The organism is Lentzea sp. NBRC 102530 (genome assembly GCF_030269365.1).
GTDB lineage: Bacteria > Actinomycetota > Actinomycetes > Mycobacteriales > Pseudonocardiaceae > Lentzea.
In genome coordinates, this window is record NZ_BSTF01000016.1 from 24,913 (window position 1) to 41,602 (window position 16,690).

The 16,690-nt window shown below is 68.9% G+C and carries 13 protein-coding genes; 10 read left to right on the forward strand and 3 right to left on the reverse strand.

What is annotated here, in order from left to right; translation table 11 throughout:
• Window positions 1-97 precede the first annotated feature (97 nt).
• The 5 genes from QSK25_RS34320 to QSK25_RS34340 all read left to right on the forward strand — a co-directional run bounded on the left by QSK25_RS34320 (window position 98) and on the right by QSK25_RS34340 (window position 8,035).
• The gene (locus QSK25_RS34320) at window positions 98-2,812 is read left to right on the forward strand and encodes an nSTAND1 domain-containing NTPase (RefSeq protein ID WP_285644512.1); all 2,715 of its coding nucleotides are present in this window, start codon (window positions 98-100) and stop codon (window positions 2,810-2,812) included.
• Between the two features lie 115 nt (window positions 2,813-2,927).
• Entirely contained in the window at window positions 2,928-5,663 is a 2,736-nt protein-coding gene (locus QSK25_RS34325; protein WP_285644513.1) for an nSTAND1 domain-containing NTPase, read from the forward strand.
• A gap of 245 nt (window positions 5,664-5,908) precedes the next feature.
• Window positions 5,909-6,487, forward strand: coding sequence for an ABC transporter permease (locus QSK25_RS34330; protein ID WP_502881919.1), 579 nt, complete (start codon window positions 5,909-5,911; stop codon window positions 6,485-6,487).
• Window positions 6,484-7,251: an ABC transporter permease gene (locus tag QSK25_RS34335; protein WP_285644515.1), complete on the forward strand. Its 768-nt coding sequence runs from the start codon at window positions 6,484-6,486 to the stop codon at window positions 7,249-7,251. Before QSK25_RS34330 ends, QSK25_RS34335 begins: the two co-directional genes overlap by 4 nt.
• Entirely contained in the window at window positions 7,235-8,035 is an 801-nt protein-coding gene (locus QSK25_RS34340; protein ID WP_285644516.1) for an ABC transporter ATP-binding protein, read from the forward strand. The genes QSK25_RS34335 and QSK25_RS34340 overlap by 17 nt, the downstream gene beginning before the upstream one ends.
• Before the next feature lie 191 nt (window positions 8,036-8,226).
• Here the strand turns inward: QSK25_RS34340 and QSK25_RS34345 are convergent, their stop codons facing one another.
• Window positions 8,227-8,976, reverse strand: a complete 750-nt coding sequence (locus QSK25_RS34345) for an IniB N-terminal domain-containing protein (protein WP_285644517.1) — start codon at window positions 8,974-8,976, stop codon at window positions 8,227-8,229.
• 175 nt (window positions 8,977-9,151) lie between these two features.
• Window positions 9,152-10,321, reverse strand: coding sequence for a 4-hydroxybenzoate 3-monooxygenase (locus QSK25_RS34350; protein WP_285644518.1), 1,170 nt, complete (start codon window positions 10,319-10,321; stop codon window positions 9,152-9,154).
• Window positions 10,322-10,498: 177 nt separating this feature from the next.
• Between QSK25_RS34350 and QSK25_RS34355 the strand changes: the two genes are divergently transcribed.
• From QSK25_RS34355 to QSK25_RS34370, 4 genes are all read left to right on the forward strand, one after another.
• Entirely contained in the window at window positions 10,499-11,518 is a 1,020-nt protein-coding gene (locus QSK25_RS34355) for an ABC transporter substrate-binding protein (RefSeq protein ID WP_285644519.1), read from the forward strand.
• Window positions 11,519-11,815: 297 nt separating this feature from the next.
• Window positions 11,816-14,506: a sensor histidine kinase gene (locus QSK25_RS34360; protein WP_285644520.1), complete on the forward strand. Its 2,691-nt coding sequence runs from the start codon at window positions 11,816-11,818 to the stop codon at window positions 14,504-14,506.
• Window positions 14,503-14,925 carry a roadblock/LC7 domain-containing protein gene (locus QSK25_RS34365; protein WP_065917166.1) on the forward strand — a complete coding sequence of 141 codons (423 nt, stop codon included), beginning with the start codon at window positions 14,503-14,505 and terminating at the stop codon, window positions 14,923-14,925. The genes QSK25_RS34360 and QSK25_RS34365 overlap by 4 nt, the downstream gene beginning before the upstream one ends.
• Before the next feature lie 22 nt (window positions 14,926-14,947).
• Complete coding sequence (locus tag QSK25_RS34370; RefSeq protein WP_285644521.1) at window positions 14,948-15,544, forward strand: GTP-binding protein; 597 nt, start codon at window positions 14,948-14,950, stop codon at window positions 15,542-15,544.
• A 52-nt stretch (window positions 15,545-15,596) separates the two neighbouring features.
• Here the strand turns inward: QSK25_RS34370 and QSK25_RS34375 are convergent, their stop codons facing one another.
• Window positions 15,597-15,857, reverse strand: a complete 261-nt coding sequence (locus QSK25_RS34375) for a hypothetical protein (protein WP_285644522.1) — start codon at window positions 15,855-15,857, stop codon at window positions 15,597-15,599.
• A 312-nt stretch (window positions 15,858-16,169) separates the two neighbouring features.
• Between QSK25_RS34375 and QSK25_RS34380 the strand changes: the two genes are divergently transcribed.
• Window positions 16,170-16,688, forward strand: a complete 519-nt coding sequence (locus QSK25_RS34380) for a snapalysin family zinc-dependent metalloprotease (RefSeq protein WP_285644523.1) — start codon at window positions 16,170-16,172, stop codon at window positions 16,686-16,688.
• Window positions 16,689-16,690 lie beyond the last annotated feature (2 nt).

Consider the following 16,690-nt stretch of genomic DNA (forward strand, 5'->3'; position numbering starts at 1 on the left):
TCCCCGTCCAGACAGCGTCTGCCCACGACGTTAGGGCGAACGGGTTGTTCACGGTCATCTCTTGGCCGATGAACAAAGTTCTCTGAACAATGACGGGATGCCGAGACGGGAACGCCCTCTCGACGAGGGCGAGAGCGGTCTCCTGCGGTTCGCGGCGGACCTGCGCCGGCTGCGGGAGCGCGCGGGCAGCCCCACCTACCGGGAGCTGTCCCGGCGGGCGCACTACTCGGCGGCGGCGTTGTCGGAGGCGGCGGGCGGGCGGAAGCTGCCGAGCCTCGCGGTGACGAAGGCGTACGCGAAGGCCTGCGACGCCGACCCGGAGGAGTGGGCACGGCGGTGGCGCGCCGTCGTCGAGTCGGAACCCCATGCGGCGAACGACAGTCCGTACGTCGGGCTCGCCGTGTTCCAGCCCGGTGACGCGCCGAAGTTCTTCGGGCGCGAGCGGGCGACGGCCGAGCTGCTCGCCACGGGCAACCGGTTCACGGGCGTGTTCGGGCCGTCCGGGGTGGGGAAGTCGTCGTTGCTGCGGGCCGGGTTGATCGCCCGCACGCGAGAACCGGTCCTGCTCCTCACCCCTGGCGCCAACCCGGTGGAGGAGTGCGCGCTCGCGCTCGCCCGGCTCACCGGCCTGGAAGCCGCCGACCTCGCCGACGACCTGAAAGATCCGTTGCGGCTCAACGAACACCACCCGCACCTCGTGGTCGTGGACCAGTTCGAGGAGCTGTTCACGCTGTGCCACGACGAAGAGCTCCGGCAGTGGCTGATCACCGCACTCCTGCACTGTGCCAAGGTCGTCATCGGTGTGCGCGCCGACTTCTACGGCCACTGCGCGCGGTACCCCGACCTTGTCGAGGCCTTGAAGGGCGCGCACCTCCTGCTCGGCTCGATGACCCCGGACGAGCTGCGCCTCGCCATCACCGAACCCGCCGCGGCCGTCGGCGCCAAGGTCGAAACCGCCCTGCTGGCAAGGCTCATGGCCGACGCGGTGGGCCAGGCGGCCGTGCTCCCGCTGCTGTCGCACGCCCTCGCGCAGACCTGGCAGCACCGGCGCGGCATGACGCTGACGCTCGCGGGCTACGAGGAGATCGGCGGTCTCGACCACGCCGTCGCCCGCACCGCCCAGGAGGCCTACGACGCGCTCTCCCCGCGGGGACGGGAGCAGGCCAGGCGGATCCTGCTGCGGCTCGTCACCGCCGAGGACACCAAGCGCCGGGCGCGGCACGACGAACTCGAAGCGGATGACGACGTGCTGCTCGCCCTCGCGGCGGCCCGGCTCGTCGTGATCGACCGCGACGGCGTGGAACTCGCGCACGAGGCGCTGATCCGCGGCTGGCCCGAGTTCCAGGGCTGGGTCGAGCAGGAACGCGAGAACATCAAGGCACAGCGCGAGATCACGCACGCCACCCGCACCTGGGAGTCGCTCGACCGCGACGCCGGGGCGTTGCTGAGAGGACGTCGCCTCGCGAACGTCCCGGACGGACTGTCCCTCAACGCCGGTGAACGCGCCTTCCTCGCCGCGAGCCGGGCGGCGGAGGAAGAGGTGTCGGTGAGCGCGCGAAGACGCACCCGCCGGCACCGCCAGTTGCTCGCCGCGCTGGCGGCCCTCGTGGTCGTCGCCGCCGGTTCGACCGCGTTCGCCCTGCAGGCCGGCAGGACCGCCGACGAGCAACGCGCCACCGCCGTCGTGCTGAGAGCCGTGGGGGAGGCGAACGCCCTCAGGTCCACCAACCCCGCACTGGCGCAGCAGGTCGCCCTCGCCGCGTACCGGCTCGTGCCGCTGCCCCAGGCGCGCAACGGGCTCAGGCAGGAGGACGTGCCGTCGCAGGTGCTCAGAGAAGCCCAGACCGCGGTCACCGCGCTCGTCGTCGGCCCCACCCAGCAGCAGGTCGTCACCGGGCACCAGGACGGCACGGTCGTGCTGACGACGTTGAACGACCTGCCGTCCCCGCGCACCTCGCTGGACGCGACCAGGCACACCGGCGCGGTCACGGCGCTCGCGATGGACCCGGCGGGCGGGTTCGTGGCGTCCGCGGGTGAGGACGGCTCCGTCCACGTCGTCGACGTGTCGCTGGGCAGACCGCGCGAGCTGACCGTGCTGCCCGTCCGCGCCGAGGCGCTCGCCTGGCAGGGCACGACCCTCGTCACGACCGGCGACGACGGCGCGCTGAGCTTCTGGACCGACCTGCGCCTCGGCCGCGCCCGCCTCGCCGGCACGGCCCAGCTCGGCCTCGGGCCACTCGCCGGCCTGTCGTTCCGCGCCGACGGCCAGGTCCTCGCCGCCGTCACCACCGGCCGCGCCGTGCACTTGGTCGACGTCACCGACCAGAGCGATGTCAAGCTCCTGGCGCTGACCAGGGAGTTCGCCGGCAGCGCCCAGTTCGCGGGGCAGCACGAGCTGATGACCGCGGCGGGCGCGGCCGTGCACCTGTGGGACACGACCGATCCGCGCAACCCGGTGCGCCGCGCCGAGATCCCGTCCGGCGGCGGCGAGGTCACCGCGGCGTGGCTGGGCGCGGGCCGGGTCGCGGTCGCCACCGACGACGGCCTCGTGCGGCTCTGGGGAGTGGACGGCGGCGAACCGGTCGAGCAGGCACTGCTGCGCGGCCACACCGGGCCGGTCACCGCGGTCGGCCTGACGCCCCGCGGCGACGAGGTCGTGACGGGCGGTGCGGACCGGGCCGTGCGGCTGTGGAACGCCGACCCGCGCGACCCCGCCACCCGCATCTGCGAGCAGGCCTACCCGCGGATGACCCGCGCCGAGTGGGACCGGTTCTTCGGCGGACTCGACTTCACGCCGCCGTGCCCGGGCTGAACGCCCTGGACCAGGCAGGTGGAACGATCACGAAGCGCAGGTCCGGGTGGTGAGCGATTAGCGGCCCGTTAGACGGCGGGCGAACCTCTGGTGGACAATCCGGCCAGGAGGCGGCATGCCACGAGGGGAACGACCGCTGGGTCCGGAGGACACCGCGCTGCTGCGGTTCGCCGGTGACCTGCGCAGACTGCGGGACCAGGCAGGCAAACCGAGCTATCGGGAGCTGGCGCGGCGGGCGAACTACTCGCCGACCGCGCTGTCCGACGCGGCCGGTGGGCGGAAGCTGCCCTCGCTCGCCCTGACACTCGCGTTCGTGCGCGCCTGCGAGGCCGACGCCACGCCGTGGACCCGGCGCTGGCGCGAGCTCGCCGCCGAACACGCACAGCCGCCGCAGCCCAACGCTCCGTATCCCGGCGCCGAGCCGTTCACCGAGCACGACGAGAAGCGGTTCTTCGGCCGTGAGTGCCTCGTCGAGCAGGTCGTCGAATCGGTCAAGCTCAAGCCCCTCACCGTCGTCCTCGGCGCCTCGGGCTCGGGCCGCACGTCCCTGCTGCGCGCGGGTCTGGTGCCCGCGCTCGACGACGCCGTGGTGATCACACCCGGCGAGGACCCGCTGCACGACCTCGCCGAGGCGCTCACCCAGGTCTTCGAGAACACCACCGCGGACGGCCTCGCCGAGGAGTTCCGCGCGGACCCCGACCACCTGCGGCTGCGGCTGCGCCAGCACCGCCCCGGGCTCGTCCTGCTCGTCGACGACGCCGAACGCGCGCTCCACGACGAAGCCTTCCTCGCCGCCGTCACCGGCTGCCCCCACGTCGTGCTCGCGATCCGCGCCGACCACCAGCAGCGCTGGCGGGCCAGGGGCCTCGACGCGGCCGAGGTCGTCATCGAACCCATGAGCGCGGACCAGGTGCGCCGCGCCATCACCGAACCCGCCGCCAAGATCGGCGCCACCGTCGAGACCGCCGTCATCGCGCACCTGGTCGCCGACGCCGCGAACCAGCACGCGCTGGCGCTGGTGCAGCAGGCGCTCGTCGAGACGTGGCGGCGCAAGCGCGGCATGACGCTGTCGTTCGCGGGCTTCGAGGAGTCCGGCGGCGTCGAACACGTCGTGGCGCGGGCCGCCGAGACGTTCTACGAGGGCCTCGACGAGGCCGACCGGCGTGCCGTCCGCCAGCTGCTGCTGAGGCTGGTTTCCGTGCAGCGCAACGGACTCGCGCAGCGAGGCACCCGCAGACCCGACCTGGACGCGGACCTGCTCGACCGGCTCGCGAAGGCCAGGCTCGTCACCCTCACCGAGGACGGCGCCGAGCTCACCCACGACACCGCGCTGCGCTGGCAGCGCCTCGCCGGGTGGGTCGACGAGGAACGCGAGAACCTCAAGACCCACCAGCAACTCGTCACCGCCATCGAGCTCTGGGAGGCGAGCGAGCGCGACCCGCTGGCGCTCTACCGGGGCGTGCGGCTGCGCAAGGCCAAGGAACTCGGCGAGTTCCTGACCGCGGGCGAACGCCGGTTCGTCGAGATGAGCACCAAACGCGAGACGCGCCGCTCCACGGCGTTGATCGCGGTGATGGCCGTGCTGCTCGCACTGGTGCCCGGCACCGTCGTCTACGCGCTCGCGAACGAACGCAAGATCACCGAGATGAACGCGACCGCGCTCGGCGGCAAGGCGCTGTCGCAGTCGGAGGCGCTGCTGGAGCAACGCCGCCCGTACGCGGACAAGTACGCGCTCGTCGGCTACGAGGTCAGCCCGTCGGCGGAGGCCGAGAAGGTGCTGCGGCTCGCGAACGCCGTCGCGCGCGGCATCCCGTTCACCGGCACGCCCAAGGACGACGCGGACGTCGTGGTCGGCCCGCGCGGCGACATGGCCGCCGTGACCGACCAGGACGGCACCGACCGGATGTGGTCGATCGACGAGGACAGGGCGACGCCGGGCAAGCGGTTCGCCGACCGCCACCGGGTCGTGAAGCTCGCCGAACGCCGTGCCGTCACGCGCGACTTCAACGGTGACGAGCACCTGTGGGCCGTCAACGACGCGGGCGACATCGGCTACCTCACCGCGCTGCCCCGGCGGTTCCGCACGCTCGACCTCAGCCCGGACGGCTCGCGCCTCGTCGGCAAGGTCGGCGAGGCCGTCGAGATCGGGCTGCCGACGCCGGACGAGTCCGAGCACGCCGAGCTCTACGACCTGAGCGACCCGCGCAACCCCCGCAAGCTGCCGATGCCGGTGCGCAACCCGGAGACCGTGGCGCTGAGCAACGACGGCCGCGAGCTCGCGACGGGCACCTGGGACCCGGCCACCGGTACCACGACGATCGAGTTCTGGCGCATCGGCGGCACCGTCGAGCCGGCGGGCCCCGTGCTGTCGCAGCACGTCTACGTCCGCGGCATCACCTACAGCGGGGACGGCCGCTGGCTCGCCGTCGAGCACTCGGCGCCGGAGTCGGTCGTCGAGGTGTGGCAACGGGTGCCGAGCGGCACGCCCGTGCTGCGTGCCCGGCTCGACACGGCGTTGCGCGCGGGAGCACGTGTGTCGTTCTCCGACGACGGCCGGGTGGCGGTCGTGCGCGACAACGTCTTCGAGGTCCAGCAGCTCTACACGACCGACCGCCCGGCGGACCGGCTCGTGTACGTGGTCGGGCACGGCAACTCGATGCGCGCGGTCTACCGGCCGCAGAACCGCGACTTCCTGGTGCGCAGCGGCGGGCAGGACCCGGAGCTGCTGCCGTACGACCTCGACACCACCCGGATCATCGACCGCATGTGCCACGCGCAGGACGGCGCTCGGCTGACGGACTCCGAATGGGTGAAGAGCTTCGGCGAAGTGGAGCGCGTGGAAGTCTGCTGAACCGCCGCGTTGTGGGGGAACAACGCGCAGTTGCCCGAGCACGCATTGTGAACTGGAGATCCACTCTCTAGGGTGACCGAGTGCGTGCGTTCACAAGGGGACTCATCGGCATAGCCGGGTTCCTCGCGCTCTGGGAACTTCTGGGGCGCTCTCCCCTCATCCCCGCTCACGCGCTCCCGCCACCGTCCGCAGTGATCGGTGAGCTCGTGACGCAATTGACCTCTCCCGAATTCATCAGTCACGTCGTGGCAACGGTTTTGGCGGTGCTGATCGCGATCGGGATCGCCATCGCCATCGCGGTGCCGAGTGGACTCGTTCTCGGCAGCGTCCCCGCCGTCCGGCACGCGACCCGCGCCGTGATCGAGTTCCTGCGCCCGATCCCTTCTGTGGCACTGATTCCGCTCGCCCTCGTGGTGCTGGGCTTCGGCCCGGAAACGAAGATCACGCTCGCGGTCTACGCCGCGCTGTGGCCGATCTTGTTCAACACCATCTACGCGCTCGACGAACTCGACCCGCTGCTCGTCGAGACGTCCAGGGTGTTCGGCACCGGCCGGGTGGGCGTGCTGTTCCGCGTCGCGCTGCCGAGCGCGTTGCCGTTCGTCCTCACCGGAATCAGGCTCGCCGCGACCACCGCTCTGATCGTCATGGTCAGCGTGGAACTCATGGCGGGCGCTCAGATCGGACTCGGCTACTTCATCATGGAGGCCCGCAGCGGACCGGGCCGGATGGACCAGGTGCTGGTCGGCACCGTGGTCGCGGGCGTCATCGGCGTCCTGCTGAACAGCGGTCTGGAGCGCATCCGCCGGCGTTGGGTGGCCTGGTGAACAAGTTCCTTCAACGGTGGACCGTGTTCGCCGGCCTGATCGTGGTGTGGCAGGTCTTCGGCGTGTGGGCCGACGACCCGTTCTTCCCGCCGCCGTCCGAGATCGTGACGGCCGCGTGGGAGTGGTGGGTGCTCGAACCGGAGAACGTCACGGAGCACATCCTGCCGTCGATCGGCAGGCTGCTGTCGGGCTGGGCGATCGCGTCGGTCATCGGCGTCGCGCTCGGCCTGATGCTCGGCCGGTCGGACCGGGCGATGGAGTACGCGGGCCCGTTGCTCGTGTTCCTGCGCTCGATCCCGCCGCCCGCGCTGGTGCCGGTGTTCCTGCTGCTGTTCAAGGCGGGCACGTCGATGCAGCTCGCCACGATCATCTTCGGCGTCATCTGGCCGGTGCTGCTCAACAGCGTCGACGGGGCCCGTTCCGTCGACGTGACCAAAGTGGACACTTCGGCCGTCTTCCGGATCCCGCGCTACCAGTGGGTGCTCGGAGTCGTTCTGCCCGCGGCCTCCCCGAAGATCTTCGCGGGCCTGCGGGTGTCGTTGTCGCTCTCCCTGGTGCTGATGGTCATCTCCGAGCTCGTGGGCACGGACAACGGCATCGGTTCGCAACTCATGACGGCACAGCGCGAGTTCGACTACACGCGCATGTGGGCCGGGATCGTCCTGCTGGGCGTCCTGGGCTACGGACTCAACACCGTGTTGCTGGCGGTGGAACGCAGGGCTTTGGCATGGCAACCGAGGAGCAGGGATGAGCAACATGCTTGAGGTGGCCGACCTGGGCCACACCTACGGCGACTACGAGGCCATCGGTGGCCTCACGTTCACGGTGAAGGCCGGCGAGCTGGTCTGCGTGGTCGGACCGTCCGGCTGCGGCAAGTCCACCTTGCTGCGCACCATCTCGGGGCTGATCAAGCCCTCCCGCGGCGACGTCACCCTGAACGGCTCCCACCTCGCGGTGGTGTTCCAGGACTACTCGCGCTCCCTGTTCCCGTGGCTCACGGTGCAGGGCAACGTCGAGTTCCCGCTCCGCAAGCTCCCCCGAGCCGAACGCCGCAAGCGCGCGGCCGAGGCGCTGGAGTGGGTGGGACTGTCCGGCGCGGCCAAGAAGCGCCCGTGGCAGCTCTCCGGTGGCATGCAACAGCGGGTGGCGATCGCCCGCGCCCTGGCCTACCGGCCGGCGTTGCTGTTGATGGACGAGCCGTTCGCCTCCGTGGACGCGCAGACCCGGTTCGAACTGGAGGACCTGTTGCTCCGCGTCCGCCGCGAACACGACACGACCGTTCTCGTCGTCACGCACGACATCGACGAGTCGGTGTACCTGGGTGACCGCATCCTGGTGCTGTCCACGTCGCCCGCGCGGCTGGTGGCGAACCTGGAGGTGCCGCTGCCGGCGGACCGCGACCAGGTCACCACGCGCACCGACGAGACGTTCGTGGAGCTGCGGTCGAAGGTGGCCCGGCTGCTGAACGTCGGTGGCAAGCCCGCGATGGACGTCGACAAGTGGGCGGCGGCGGAGCGCGAATCCCTGAGCGAGACCGTCTCCAGCTGACAGAAGTCTGAAAGCTTTACAGGAACGTAAAAAGCACTGAGGGCCCCGACCGTCGCGGTCGGGGCCCTCAGTGCGTTTCTCAGTGCTGACTGGAGGCTGTCAGCACTGTTGTGGGGAGACGGCCGCCCATCGCCCGGGGGCAGGGCTCAGAGCGTCCGATCGAGGTCCCCTGGAGCCGACCAGAGCTCGTTTCAGAGGTGCAGGTCGATGTCGCCGTTGCCGATGCCGCCGTCGAGCACGTCGATGTCGCCGAGCTTCACGTCACCGATGACCTGGCCGAGGTCGGTGTGCACGTCGCCCACCTGAGCGACGTCCTGGACGATGTTGCCGGTGACGTCGCCGGTGATGTCACCGGAGAGGTTGTCGGTCACGTCGAGGACGTCCTTGACGTCGATGTCCGTCGCGCCCAGCACGTCCTTGACCAGCACGTCGGAGTCCACGACGTCCTTGACGAGCACGTCGGTGTCGAGGTCGCCGACCACGTGGGACACGTCGGTCACGTTCTTGACGTCCACCACGTCGGTGACCTTGGAGACGACCGAGTTGTCGGTGACGTCCGCGACGATCTCGTTGGCGTTCGCGACGTCCAGCGTCTTGGTGATGTCGCCCAGGCCGCCGAAGTCCGTGACCAGCGCGGTGACGCCGGAGACGCCCGCGACGTCGGTGATGTGCGTGACGCCCTCGATGTTGCCGGTGATGAGCTTGAGGCTGTCAACGGCGGTGAGGTCACCGGCCTCGACCAGGACCTTGTCGACGGCGTCGATCTTCACGACGGACGCGCTGTCGAGCACCAGGGGCAGGATCTCCTGCACGTCGACCGGGGAGATGTCACCCAGGCCGGCCGCCTCCAGGGCGCCTTCCGGGTCGAGCTGGAACGCCTCGCGGGCGTCCAGGTCGCCGAGCAGGTTGAGAGTGAAGTCGTGCAGCGTCTGGGTGCCCATGGAAACTCAAGCTCCTGTAGGTGGATCGGGGGATGTCGTGATGAACCGTATGGATGAACGACATCCCCCGGCATCGGGAGTTGGCCCCAAACCGTGACCCTGCGAGATCCCTAGGGGGTTGCACTCACTCGTTAGGGGACACGGGAATTCACCCCAGAGGGTCGACTTTTCACCCTCATGGACCTACGTAGTTCTCCGCGAAGGTCGCGCGGTAGGCGGGGGACTCGGCCAGGTGCTCCAGCCTCGCCTGGGCCAACCGTCCGAAGAAGGGAGAGCTCACATCGGTGTGGATCATGTTCACCATCCACTGCGAGAACTCCTGGGCCCTCCAGACCCGGCGCAGGCAGTCCTCCGAGTAGGTCTTGAGCCCGGTCTCGGATCCGGTGGCGTAGAAGTCGATAAGTGCACGTCCGAACGTTGCGGCGTCGTTCATGGCGAGGTTCATGCCCTTGGCGCCGACCGGGGTGATGATGTGTGCTGCGTCACCCAACAGGTACAGCCGGCCGTAGGACATCGGCTCGACCACGTGGCTGCGCATGTCCAGCACGCGCTTCTCGATGATCTTTCCCTCGGTCAGCGCCCAGGTCGAGTTGTGCAGTGCGAAGCGTTTGTGGAGTGCTTCCCAGACCTGTTCATCGGACCAATCCGAGGCTTTGGTTCCGACCGGCACCTGAAGGTAGAAGCGGGACACCGACGGCGACCGCAACATGTGACCGGCGAATCCATCTTCGTGCAATGCATAAATGATGGCTTTAGTCGACGGAGGGGCTTCCGCGAGAATGGCGAGCCACTCGATCCCGTGCTGGTGGGTAAATTCTGAGAGCGCTCCCACAGGAATGGACGGGCGGCTCACGCCGTGGAAGCCGTCGCACCCCGCCACGAAGTCGCTCGTGATGGTTTCCCTGGTGCCGTCCGCGCTGGTGAAGGCCACTGCGGGGGACGACGACGTCAGGTCTCCCAGCTCGACGTCGCTGACCTCGAACCGGATGTCACCTCCTCGCGCCAGAAATCCCCCGATGAGGTCCTTGACCACTTCCTGCTGCGGGTAGACGTAGTGTTCGCGTCCCCCATACAGGTCGCTGTAGGACACCTGGAAGGACTGGCCGTTGACGCGGAATTCACACGTTCCGTGACGGTCTGCTTCCATCAGCAAACGATCTGCCAGACCGAGTGACTCCAACATGGTCACGGAGCGGTGCTCCAGGACTCCCGCCCGTGGCCGGGTTTCCACATGGGTGCGACTAGCTTTTTCGAGCACAACGCAGTCGATACCTGACTGCTGGATCAAGTTTGCCAAGGTCAGACCGGCCGGCCCTGCGCCGATGACGGTCACGGGACGCTTCACTTGGGGTTCTCCTAGCCCTAGACCTGCTGTGCTTAGATGCTCACCGCAGGTAGTGGACTGGAACCTGCTCGTGTCGGTCAACTGGGGTCTTTTGGAGCAGCATCATTACTCTGAGTGGTTGACCGGCGCGGCCTTTCCCCGCAACGACGACACCGCTCCGACAGGAGAGTGCTCCCGATGACTCGAAGAGTCCGCCGCATCGCTATCCGTGGCATCGCCCTCGCCACGCTGCTCGCCACGGTGGCGAGCTGTAGCGCTCTGGGCGGCAAAGAGCAGGCGCCCGCGTCCGATGCTGCGAGCAGCAGCGGTCCGGTCGAGAAGGCCAAGATCACCCTCGGGGTTCTGCCGATTCTCGACGTGGCGTCCGTTCACGTGGCGATCAAGCAGGGCTTCTTCAAGGCCGAAGGCCTCGAAGTCGACCTGAAGGTCATCCAGGGTGGCGCCGCGGCCATCCCCGGCCTGGTCAGCAAGGAGCTGGACTTCACGTTCGGCAACTGGGTCTCGTTCTTCGCCGCCCAGTCGAAGGACGCCGCCAAGGCGGTCGACGGAATCAAGCTCATCTCCGACGGCTACCAGGCGAAACCCGACATGTTCCTGATCTTGGCGGCCGGGGACTCCGCCATCAAGAGCCCGGCGGACCTCGCGGGCAAGACCATCGCGATCAACACGTTCAAGAACATCGCGGAACTCACCGCGAAGGCCACGCTCGAGGCCGCGAACGTGGACGTGAGCACGGTCAAGTTCAAGGAGATGCCGTTCCCGGACATGCAGGCGGCGGTCCAGAACAAGACCGTTGACGCGGCCTTCATGGTCGAGCCGTTCATCACCCGCGCGCAGCGCGCCGCCGGTCAGATCAAGGTGCTGGACGCGGCGTCCGGCCCGACCGACAACATCCCGATCGCGGGCTACGCCACCACTGGTGCCTTCGCGAAGGAGAACCCCAAGACCGTCGCCGCCTTCCAGCGCGCGATGGCCAAGGGCCAGGCCGCTGCGACCGACCGTCCCACGGTCGAGCCGCTGCTCGTCGAGTACGCCAAGGTCGACAAGGAAACCGCAGGTCTTGTCCACTTCGGCGCGTTCCCGACGACGCTCGACGCGACGCGCCTGCAGCGCGTCGTCCAGCTGATGCAGCGGTACCAGATGCTGGACAAGGAGCTCGACGTCAAGCCGATGCTCATCCAGCCCTCCGGTAGTTGACGAACCGTGCGGGTGACTGTGATCAGGCCGTGATCACGGTCACCCGCACGACCGTTTCCTCCAGATGAATTATCGCGCGAGGGCCGTTTAGCCGCGCAGTCCAAAGTTGTTGATTCTCGAACCAGCGTTTTGTCGTCCGAACGGCGGTATGAGAACAGCGCGTTTTACTCCAAGATCCACCAGGTTTGCTGCTATTAAACGGGGCGGGGAGTGTTGACGGTGCGCGGTCGTGAGGACCAGCGAGGCATCGACCGGTTTCGCCTACGCAACTGGCGGCTGCGGAGCAAGCTCGCAGTGGTGTTGCTAGTTCCGGCCCTGAGCACCGCGACTCTCGCGGGCCTGAGGCTGAACACCCAGCTCGACGACGTCGAACTCTTCGGCAAAGTCCAGCGCGAGCTCGCCGTGAGCCACCAGGCCGCGAAGGTGGAGAACGCTCTACAGGTCGAACGTGACTGGGCAGTGCAGTGTGTGGCCGCAGGCAGGCAGAACGCGTGCCCCGAGCACGCCGCCCGGACGGGCCTCACCGATGTTGAACTCGGCAAGTACCGAGACTCGGGCGCGACGGCTTCGGCCTTGAGCGCGCCCCTGCAGGACACGTTCACGAAGTCGCTGCAGTCCCTCGACGGGCTGGCGAGCTTGCGCGTGACGTTGCTGACCACGAAGTACCCCGACGTCGCGGTGATCAGTGCGTACAACCAGATCATCGCTTCGCTGACCACGGTGCACCGCGCCGCGATCTCCTCGCTCAGCGAGCCGGAGATCGTTCCGCTGGTGTCCGCGGCGCAGGCCCTCTACAGCGCGCAGGAGCAGCTGGGCCAGCAGAACTCGATCCTGACGTCCACCGCGCTGCGCCGGAGCTTCGCTCCCGGTTCGGCCGACGAACTGCGTGCCGCGCAGTCCCGTCTGGACGCCGCTTTCGGCGAGTTCAACGACGCGGCGTCGGCGGAGAACCGGCAGAGGTTCCAGGACATCGTGTCCGGTTCGTCCGTGGACGGACGCAACCGGCTGGTGCGGCTCGCGCTCGCGCAGGACTTCGAGCGCGAGGCGATCACCATCACCGACGCCGAGGTCCTGAAGATCGGCCAGGACACCGCGAACCTGGTTCGCGAGGTCGCGGCCGACCTGGAGAACCAGGCCGACGCGACGACCACGCGGTTGCAGTCGACCGCGCGTTCGGACGCGTGGCGGGACGCGGCACTGGTCGCGATCTCGCTGCTGATCGCCTTCGGTCTCATGGCGATGGTCGCGCAGTCCATGCTCAGGCCGCTGCGCGTGCTGCGCCGCAGCGCGCTCGACGTGGCTCGCAACCAGCTGCCCGAGGCCATCAAGCGAATCCGTTCGCACCGCGAGCCGGAGCGTGCCGCCGAAGAGGCGATCGTCCCGGTGCCGATCAACACGACCGAAGAGGTCGGGCAGGTCGCGCGGGCGTTCGACCTCGTGCAACGCGAAGCGGTCCGCCTCGCCGTCGAGCAGGTGGCACTGCGCGCGAACGTCAACGACATGTTCATCAACCTGTCGCGGCGCTCGCAGGCGTTGGTGGAACGCCAGATCAGCGTGATCGACCGGCTGGAGCAGGACGAGCAGGACCCCGACCACCTCGCGTCGCTGTTCGAGCTCGACCACCTCGCGACGCAGATGCGCCGCAACAGCGAGAACCTGCTGGTGCTCTCGGGCACCACGGTCAACCGCCGCGTCACCCGCCCGGTCGCCATCGCCGAGGTCCTCGGCGCCGCGGTGTCCGAGGTCGAGAAGTACGCGCGCGTGCAGATCGCGCCGACGCCGGAGCTCATGGTGCAGGGCCGCGTGGTCAACGACCTCGCGCACCTCGTCGCCGAGCTGCTGGACAACGCGACCGCGTTCTCCAAGCCCAGCACCAAGGTGACGGTGCGGACGATAGAGACCCGCAAGGGCGAAGTCGCGATCCGCATCCACGACCGCGGTGTCGGCATGCAGGAGCACGAGGTCGTCGAGTTCAACGCGAAGCTCGCCGAGCCGCCGGAGGTCGACGTCTCGGTGGCCCGCGAGATGGGCCTGTACGTGGTCGGCCAGCTCGCGAAGCGCCACGAGATCCGCGTGACGCTGGCGAACAACGACGACATAGAGGGTGGCGTCACCGCGCAGGTGATCCTGCCGATCTCGTTGCTGCACAAGGGGCCCGCACCGGCACTGCCGTTGCCGGCCGCCCCGCAGCAGGCCGCGATCGAGTCCACCAGCGCGGGCGAGGCGCTGTCCGGCGTTCCGAAGTGGACTCCGGAGCAGCCGGCGCTCATGCCGTCGCCCGCCGCCGCCGACGAGAACTCCGGCCGGCACCGCATCGAGCAGACGTCCGCGGACGGCCTGTTCACCGCGCGGATCGAGGCGAACGAGGAGGCGGCGGAGGAGGGCTACTCCTACGAGCCTCCCGTGCAGCGCCCCGCCGACCCGGCCACGGAGATCTTCCCGGCCATCGTGGACGAGCCGGAGATCTCGCACGACGACCTGTCGAGGTGGTTCCAGACCCCCTCGGCGCCGGAACCGTCCACGAGGGACGTACCGTCGGCGGAGCCGGTGCGTGCAGCCCACGACGAGGACGACGCGGAACCCGCCACCGTGAACGGCCTGCCCAAGCGGCAGCGTTCGGCGGAGACCGCGAAGATCGAGGCACCAACGGCGGTGCCGCGTGCGGTCGCCGACTTCGCGTCCGACTGGGGAGCCGCGGACGAAGGCTGGAAGGCCGCGGGCGCGCTCGACAAGAACGCACCCGCCCAGACGACGGAGAACGGTCTGCCCAAGCGCGTCCCCCAGGCGCGGCTGGTCCCCGGATCGTTGCCGAAGCCGTCGTCCCCGGCACCGCAGCTCGCCACCGCCGCCGCAGTCCCCGGCCGTTCGGCCGACCGGCTGCGCGCACGGTTCGCCACGTATCAGAAGGGCGTCCAGATGGGCCGTGAGTCGCTCTTCGACTCCGCCGTCGGAGGCATCCCCGTGATCGCAGAAAGGGAACGCCAGTGACCACCGCGACTGAGGAACTGGACAACTTCAGCTGGCTGGTCGAGGACTTCGTCAGCAGGGTGGCCGGTGTCGCGCACGCGATCGTCGTCTCCGCCGACGGCCTGTTGCTCGCAACGTCGGAACGGCTGCCGCACGACCGGGCGGAGCAGCTCGCCGCCGTCTCGTCCGGTCTGGTCTCGCTGAACCTCGGTGCCGCCCGCTGCTTCGAGGCGGGTGAGGTCAAGCAGACCGTCGTCGAGATGGAACGCGGCTACCTGTTCCTGATGTCCATCAGCGACGGGTCGTGCCTCGCCGTCCTCGCCGCGCCCAACTGCGACATCGGGCTCATCGGTTACGCGATGACCCGCCTGGTGGAGAGGGTCGGCCTCCAGCTCACGCCGGAGATCCGCGCCCAGCTGCACGTTTCCATGCGAGCCTGAGTTCGAGTAGAGAGAAGTTCCCATGAGCAACGGTGCTCCGGGTCGTCCGGGGTCACCTGGGGCCGACCTGAACGTGGTGTCGTCGAAGATCGTCGTCGCGGGTGGGTTCGGTGTCGGCAAGACGACGTTCGTCGGGTCGGTCTCCGAGATCACCCCGCTGACGACCGAGGCCGTGATGACCCAGGCATCGGTCGGCGTCGACGACCTGTCGCACGTGCCGGACAAGGTGACCACCACGGTGGCCATGGACTTCGGCCGCGTGTCGCTGGACAAGGACCTGATCCTGTACCTGTTCGGCACGCCCGGTCAGCACCGGTTCTGGTTCATGTGGGACGACCTGGTCCGCGGCGCGATCGGCGCCGTGGTCATGGTCGACACCCGCCGCATCGACGAGGCGTTCGCGCCCATCGACTTCTTCGAGGACCGCGATCTGCCGTACGTGATCGCGGTGAACTGCTTCGACGGCCTGATGCACCACCGGGCCGAGGAGATCAGGGACGCCCTGACCATCTCCGCGTCGGTGCCGATCATCCCGTGCGACGCGCGGAACCGGCAGTCGACCAAGCAGATCCTCATCGCGTTGGTGGAACACGCGCTGCGCCAGCCGTCGTTCGCATAAGACCGCACTCCCGCGGAAAGAAGGGCCGGTGTCCAGGAGACACCGGCCTTTTTCACGCCTGTGCGAGCAACTCGTCCAGCTGGGCCCGCAGCTTCTCGCGTTCGCCGGGCAGGAGCCGGCGGAACTGGGTCTCCAGCACGGCTCGTGCGCCGACCTCGGTCGTGCCGAGCAGGTCCCGCACCGCGGTGAGGGCCTCGTCCTCGGTCGCGGAGCGGGCGATGGCGGTGCCGACCTCCGCGTGGGAGTCCACCGCACGGCACAGCGCGGTGAGGACGTGAATCCGCTGTTGCACATAATCCGGCGGGTGGGACATCGTGTGACCGTACGGCAGATCGTCCCATTCGGCCCGTCGGAGGGGTTGCGCCGACCGGTCCATCACGACCAGTCGCGTGTGAACAGTTATTCGCCCGTTCGGCGGCGCCTGTTCGAGGTGGGCAGCGGCCGGAAAACCCGGTGGTAGGGCGCGTTTTCCCTTGCCACGCGCGGCTTCGGGGCGTTCCGGCGCGACCTCACCTACGAACGCTCTTGACCGTGTCAGCCGGGCTTCACACTTGACTCTTCTTGTGCGCCAACACCTCGGCGATACAGTCGGAGTGCAATTACCCTGCATTGCGAGGAGATTCCTGTGTCCCTGCGCAAAACATTCGCCGTGGCGGCCAGTGTCGTCGGCCTCTCGGTCGGCCTCATCGGCACCGCGGAGGCCGCGCCCCGGATCGTCACCTACAACTCGAGCAACACCGGCGAGTTCCAGGCGGCCATCGACAAGGGTGCGCAGATCTGGAACGCCAGCGTGGTGAACGTGCAGTTCCGCAAGGTGACCGGCGCCGCGAACGTGACCGTGAGCGTCGACAACCAGTGGCCCCGTGCCTACGTGACGAGCCTCGGGCGCGGCCGCTGGGTCATGGGTCGCCAGGCCGTGAACGAGGGCCACGACACGGTCCGCATCTCGTCCCACGAGTTCGGCCACCTGCTCGGTCTGCCCGACCGCAGGACGGGGCTGTGCACCGACCTGATGTCCGGTGCGAGCGCCGGCACGTCGTGCAAGAACCCGAACCCGAACGCGCGGGAGAAGGCCGAGGTCGAGGCGAACTTCCGGACTGGCGCCGTGACGGTCAAGGCCGAGACGTTCGAGGACGCCGCCTAAGT

Coding starts and splice junctions, on each gene's coding strand:
- QSK25_RS34340 (WP_285644516.1), top strand. CDS start 7,235: ATGAGCAACATGCTTGAGGTGGCCGACCTGGGCCACACCTACGGCGAC.
- QSK25_RS34345 (WP_285644517.1), bottom strand. CDS start 8,976: ATGGGCACCCAGACGCTGCACGACTTCACTCTCAACCTGCTCGGCGAC.
- QSK25_RS34320 (WP_285644512.1), top strand. CDS start 98: ATGCCGAGACGGGAACGCCCTCTCGACGAGGGCGAGAGCGGTCTCCTG.
- QSK25_RS34325 (WP_285644513.1), top strand. CDS start 2,928: ATGCCACGAGGGGAACGACCGCTGGGTCCGGAGGACACCGCGCTGCTG.
- QSK25_RS34355 (WP_285644519.1), top strand. CDS start 10,499: ATGACTCGAAGAGTCCGCCGCATCGCTATCCGTGGCATCGCCCTCGCC.
- QSK25_RS34375 (WP_285644522.1), bottom strand. CDS start 15,857: ATGTCCCACCCGCCGGATTATGTGCAACAGCGGATTCACGTCCTCACC.
- QSK25_RS34370 (WP_285644521.1), top strand. CDS start 14,948: ATGAGCAACGGTGCTCCGGGTCGTCCGGGGTCACCTGGGGCCGACCTG.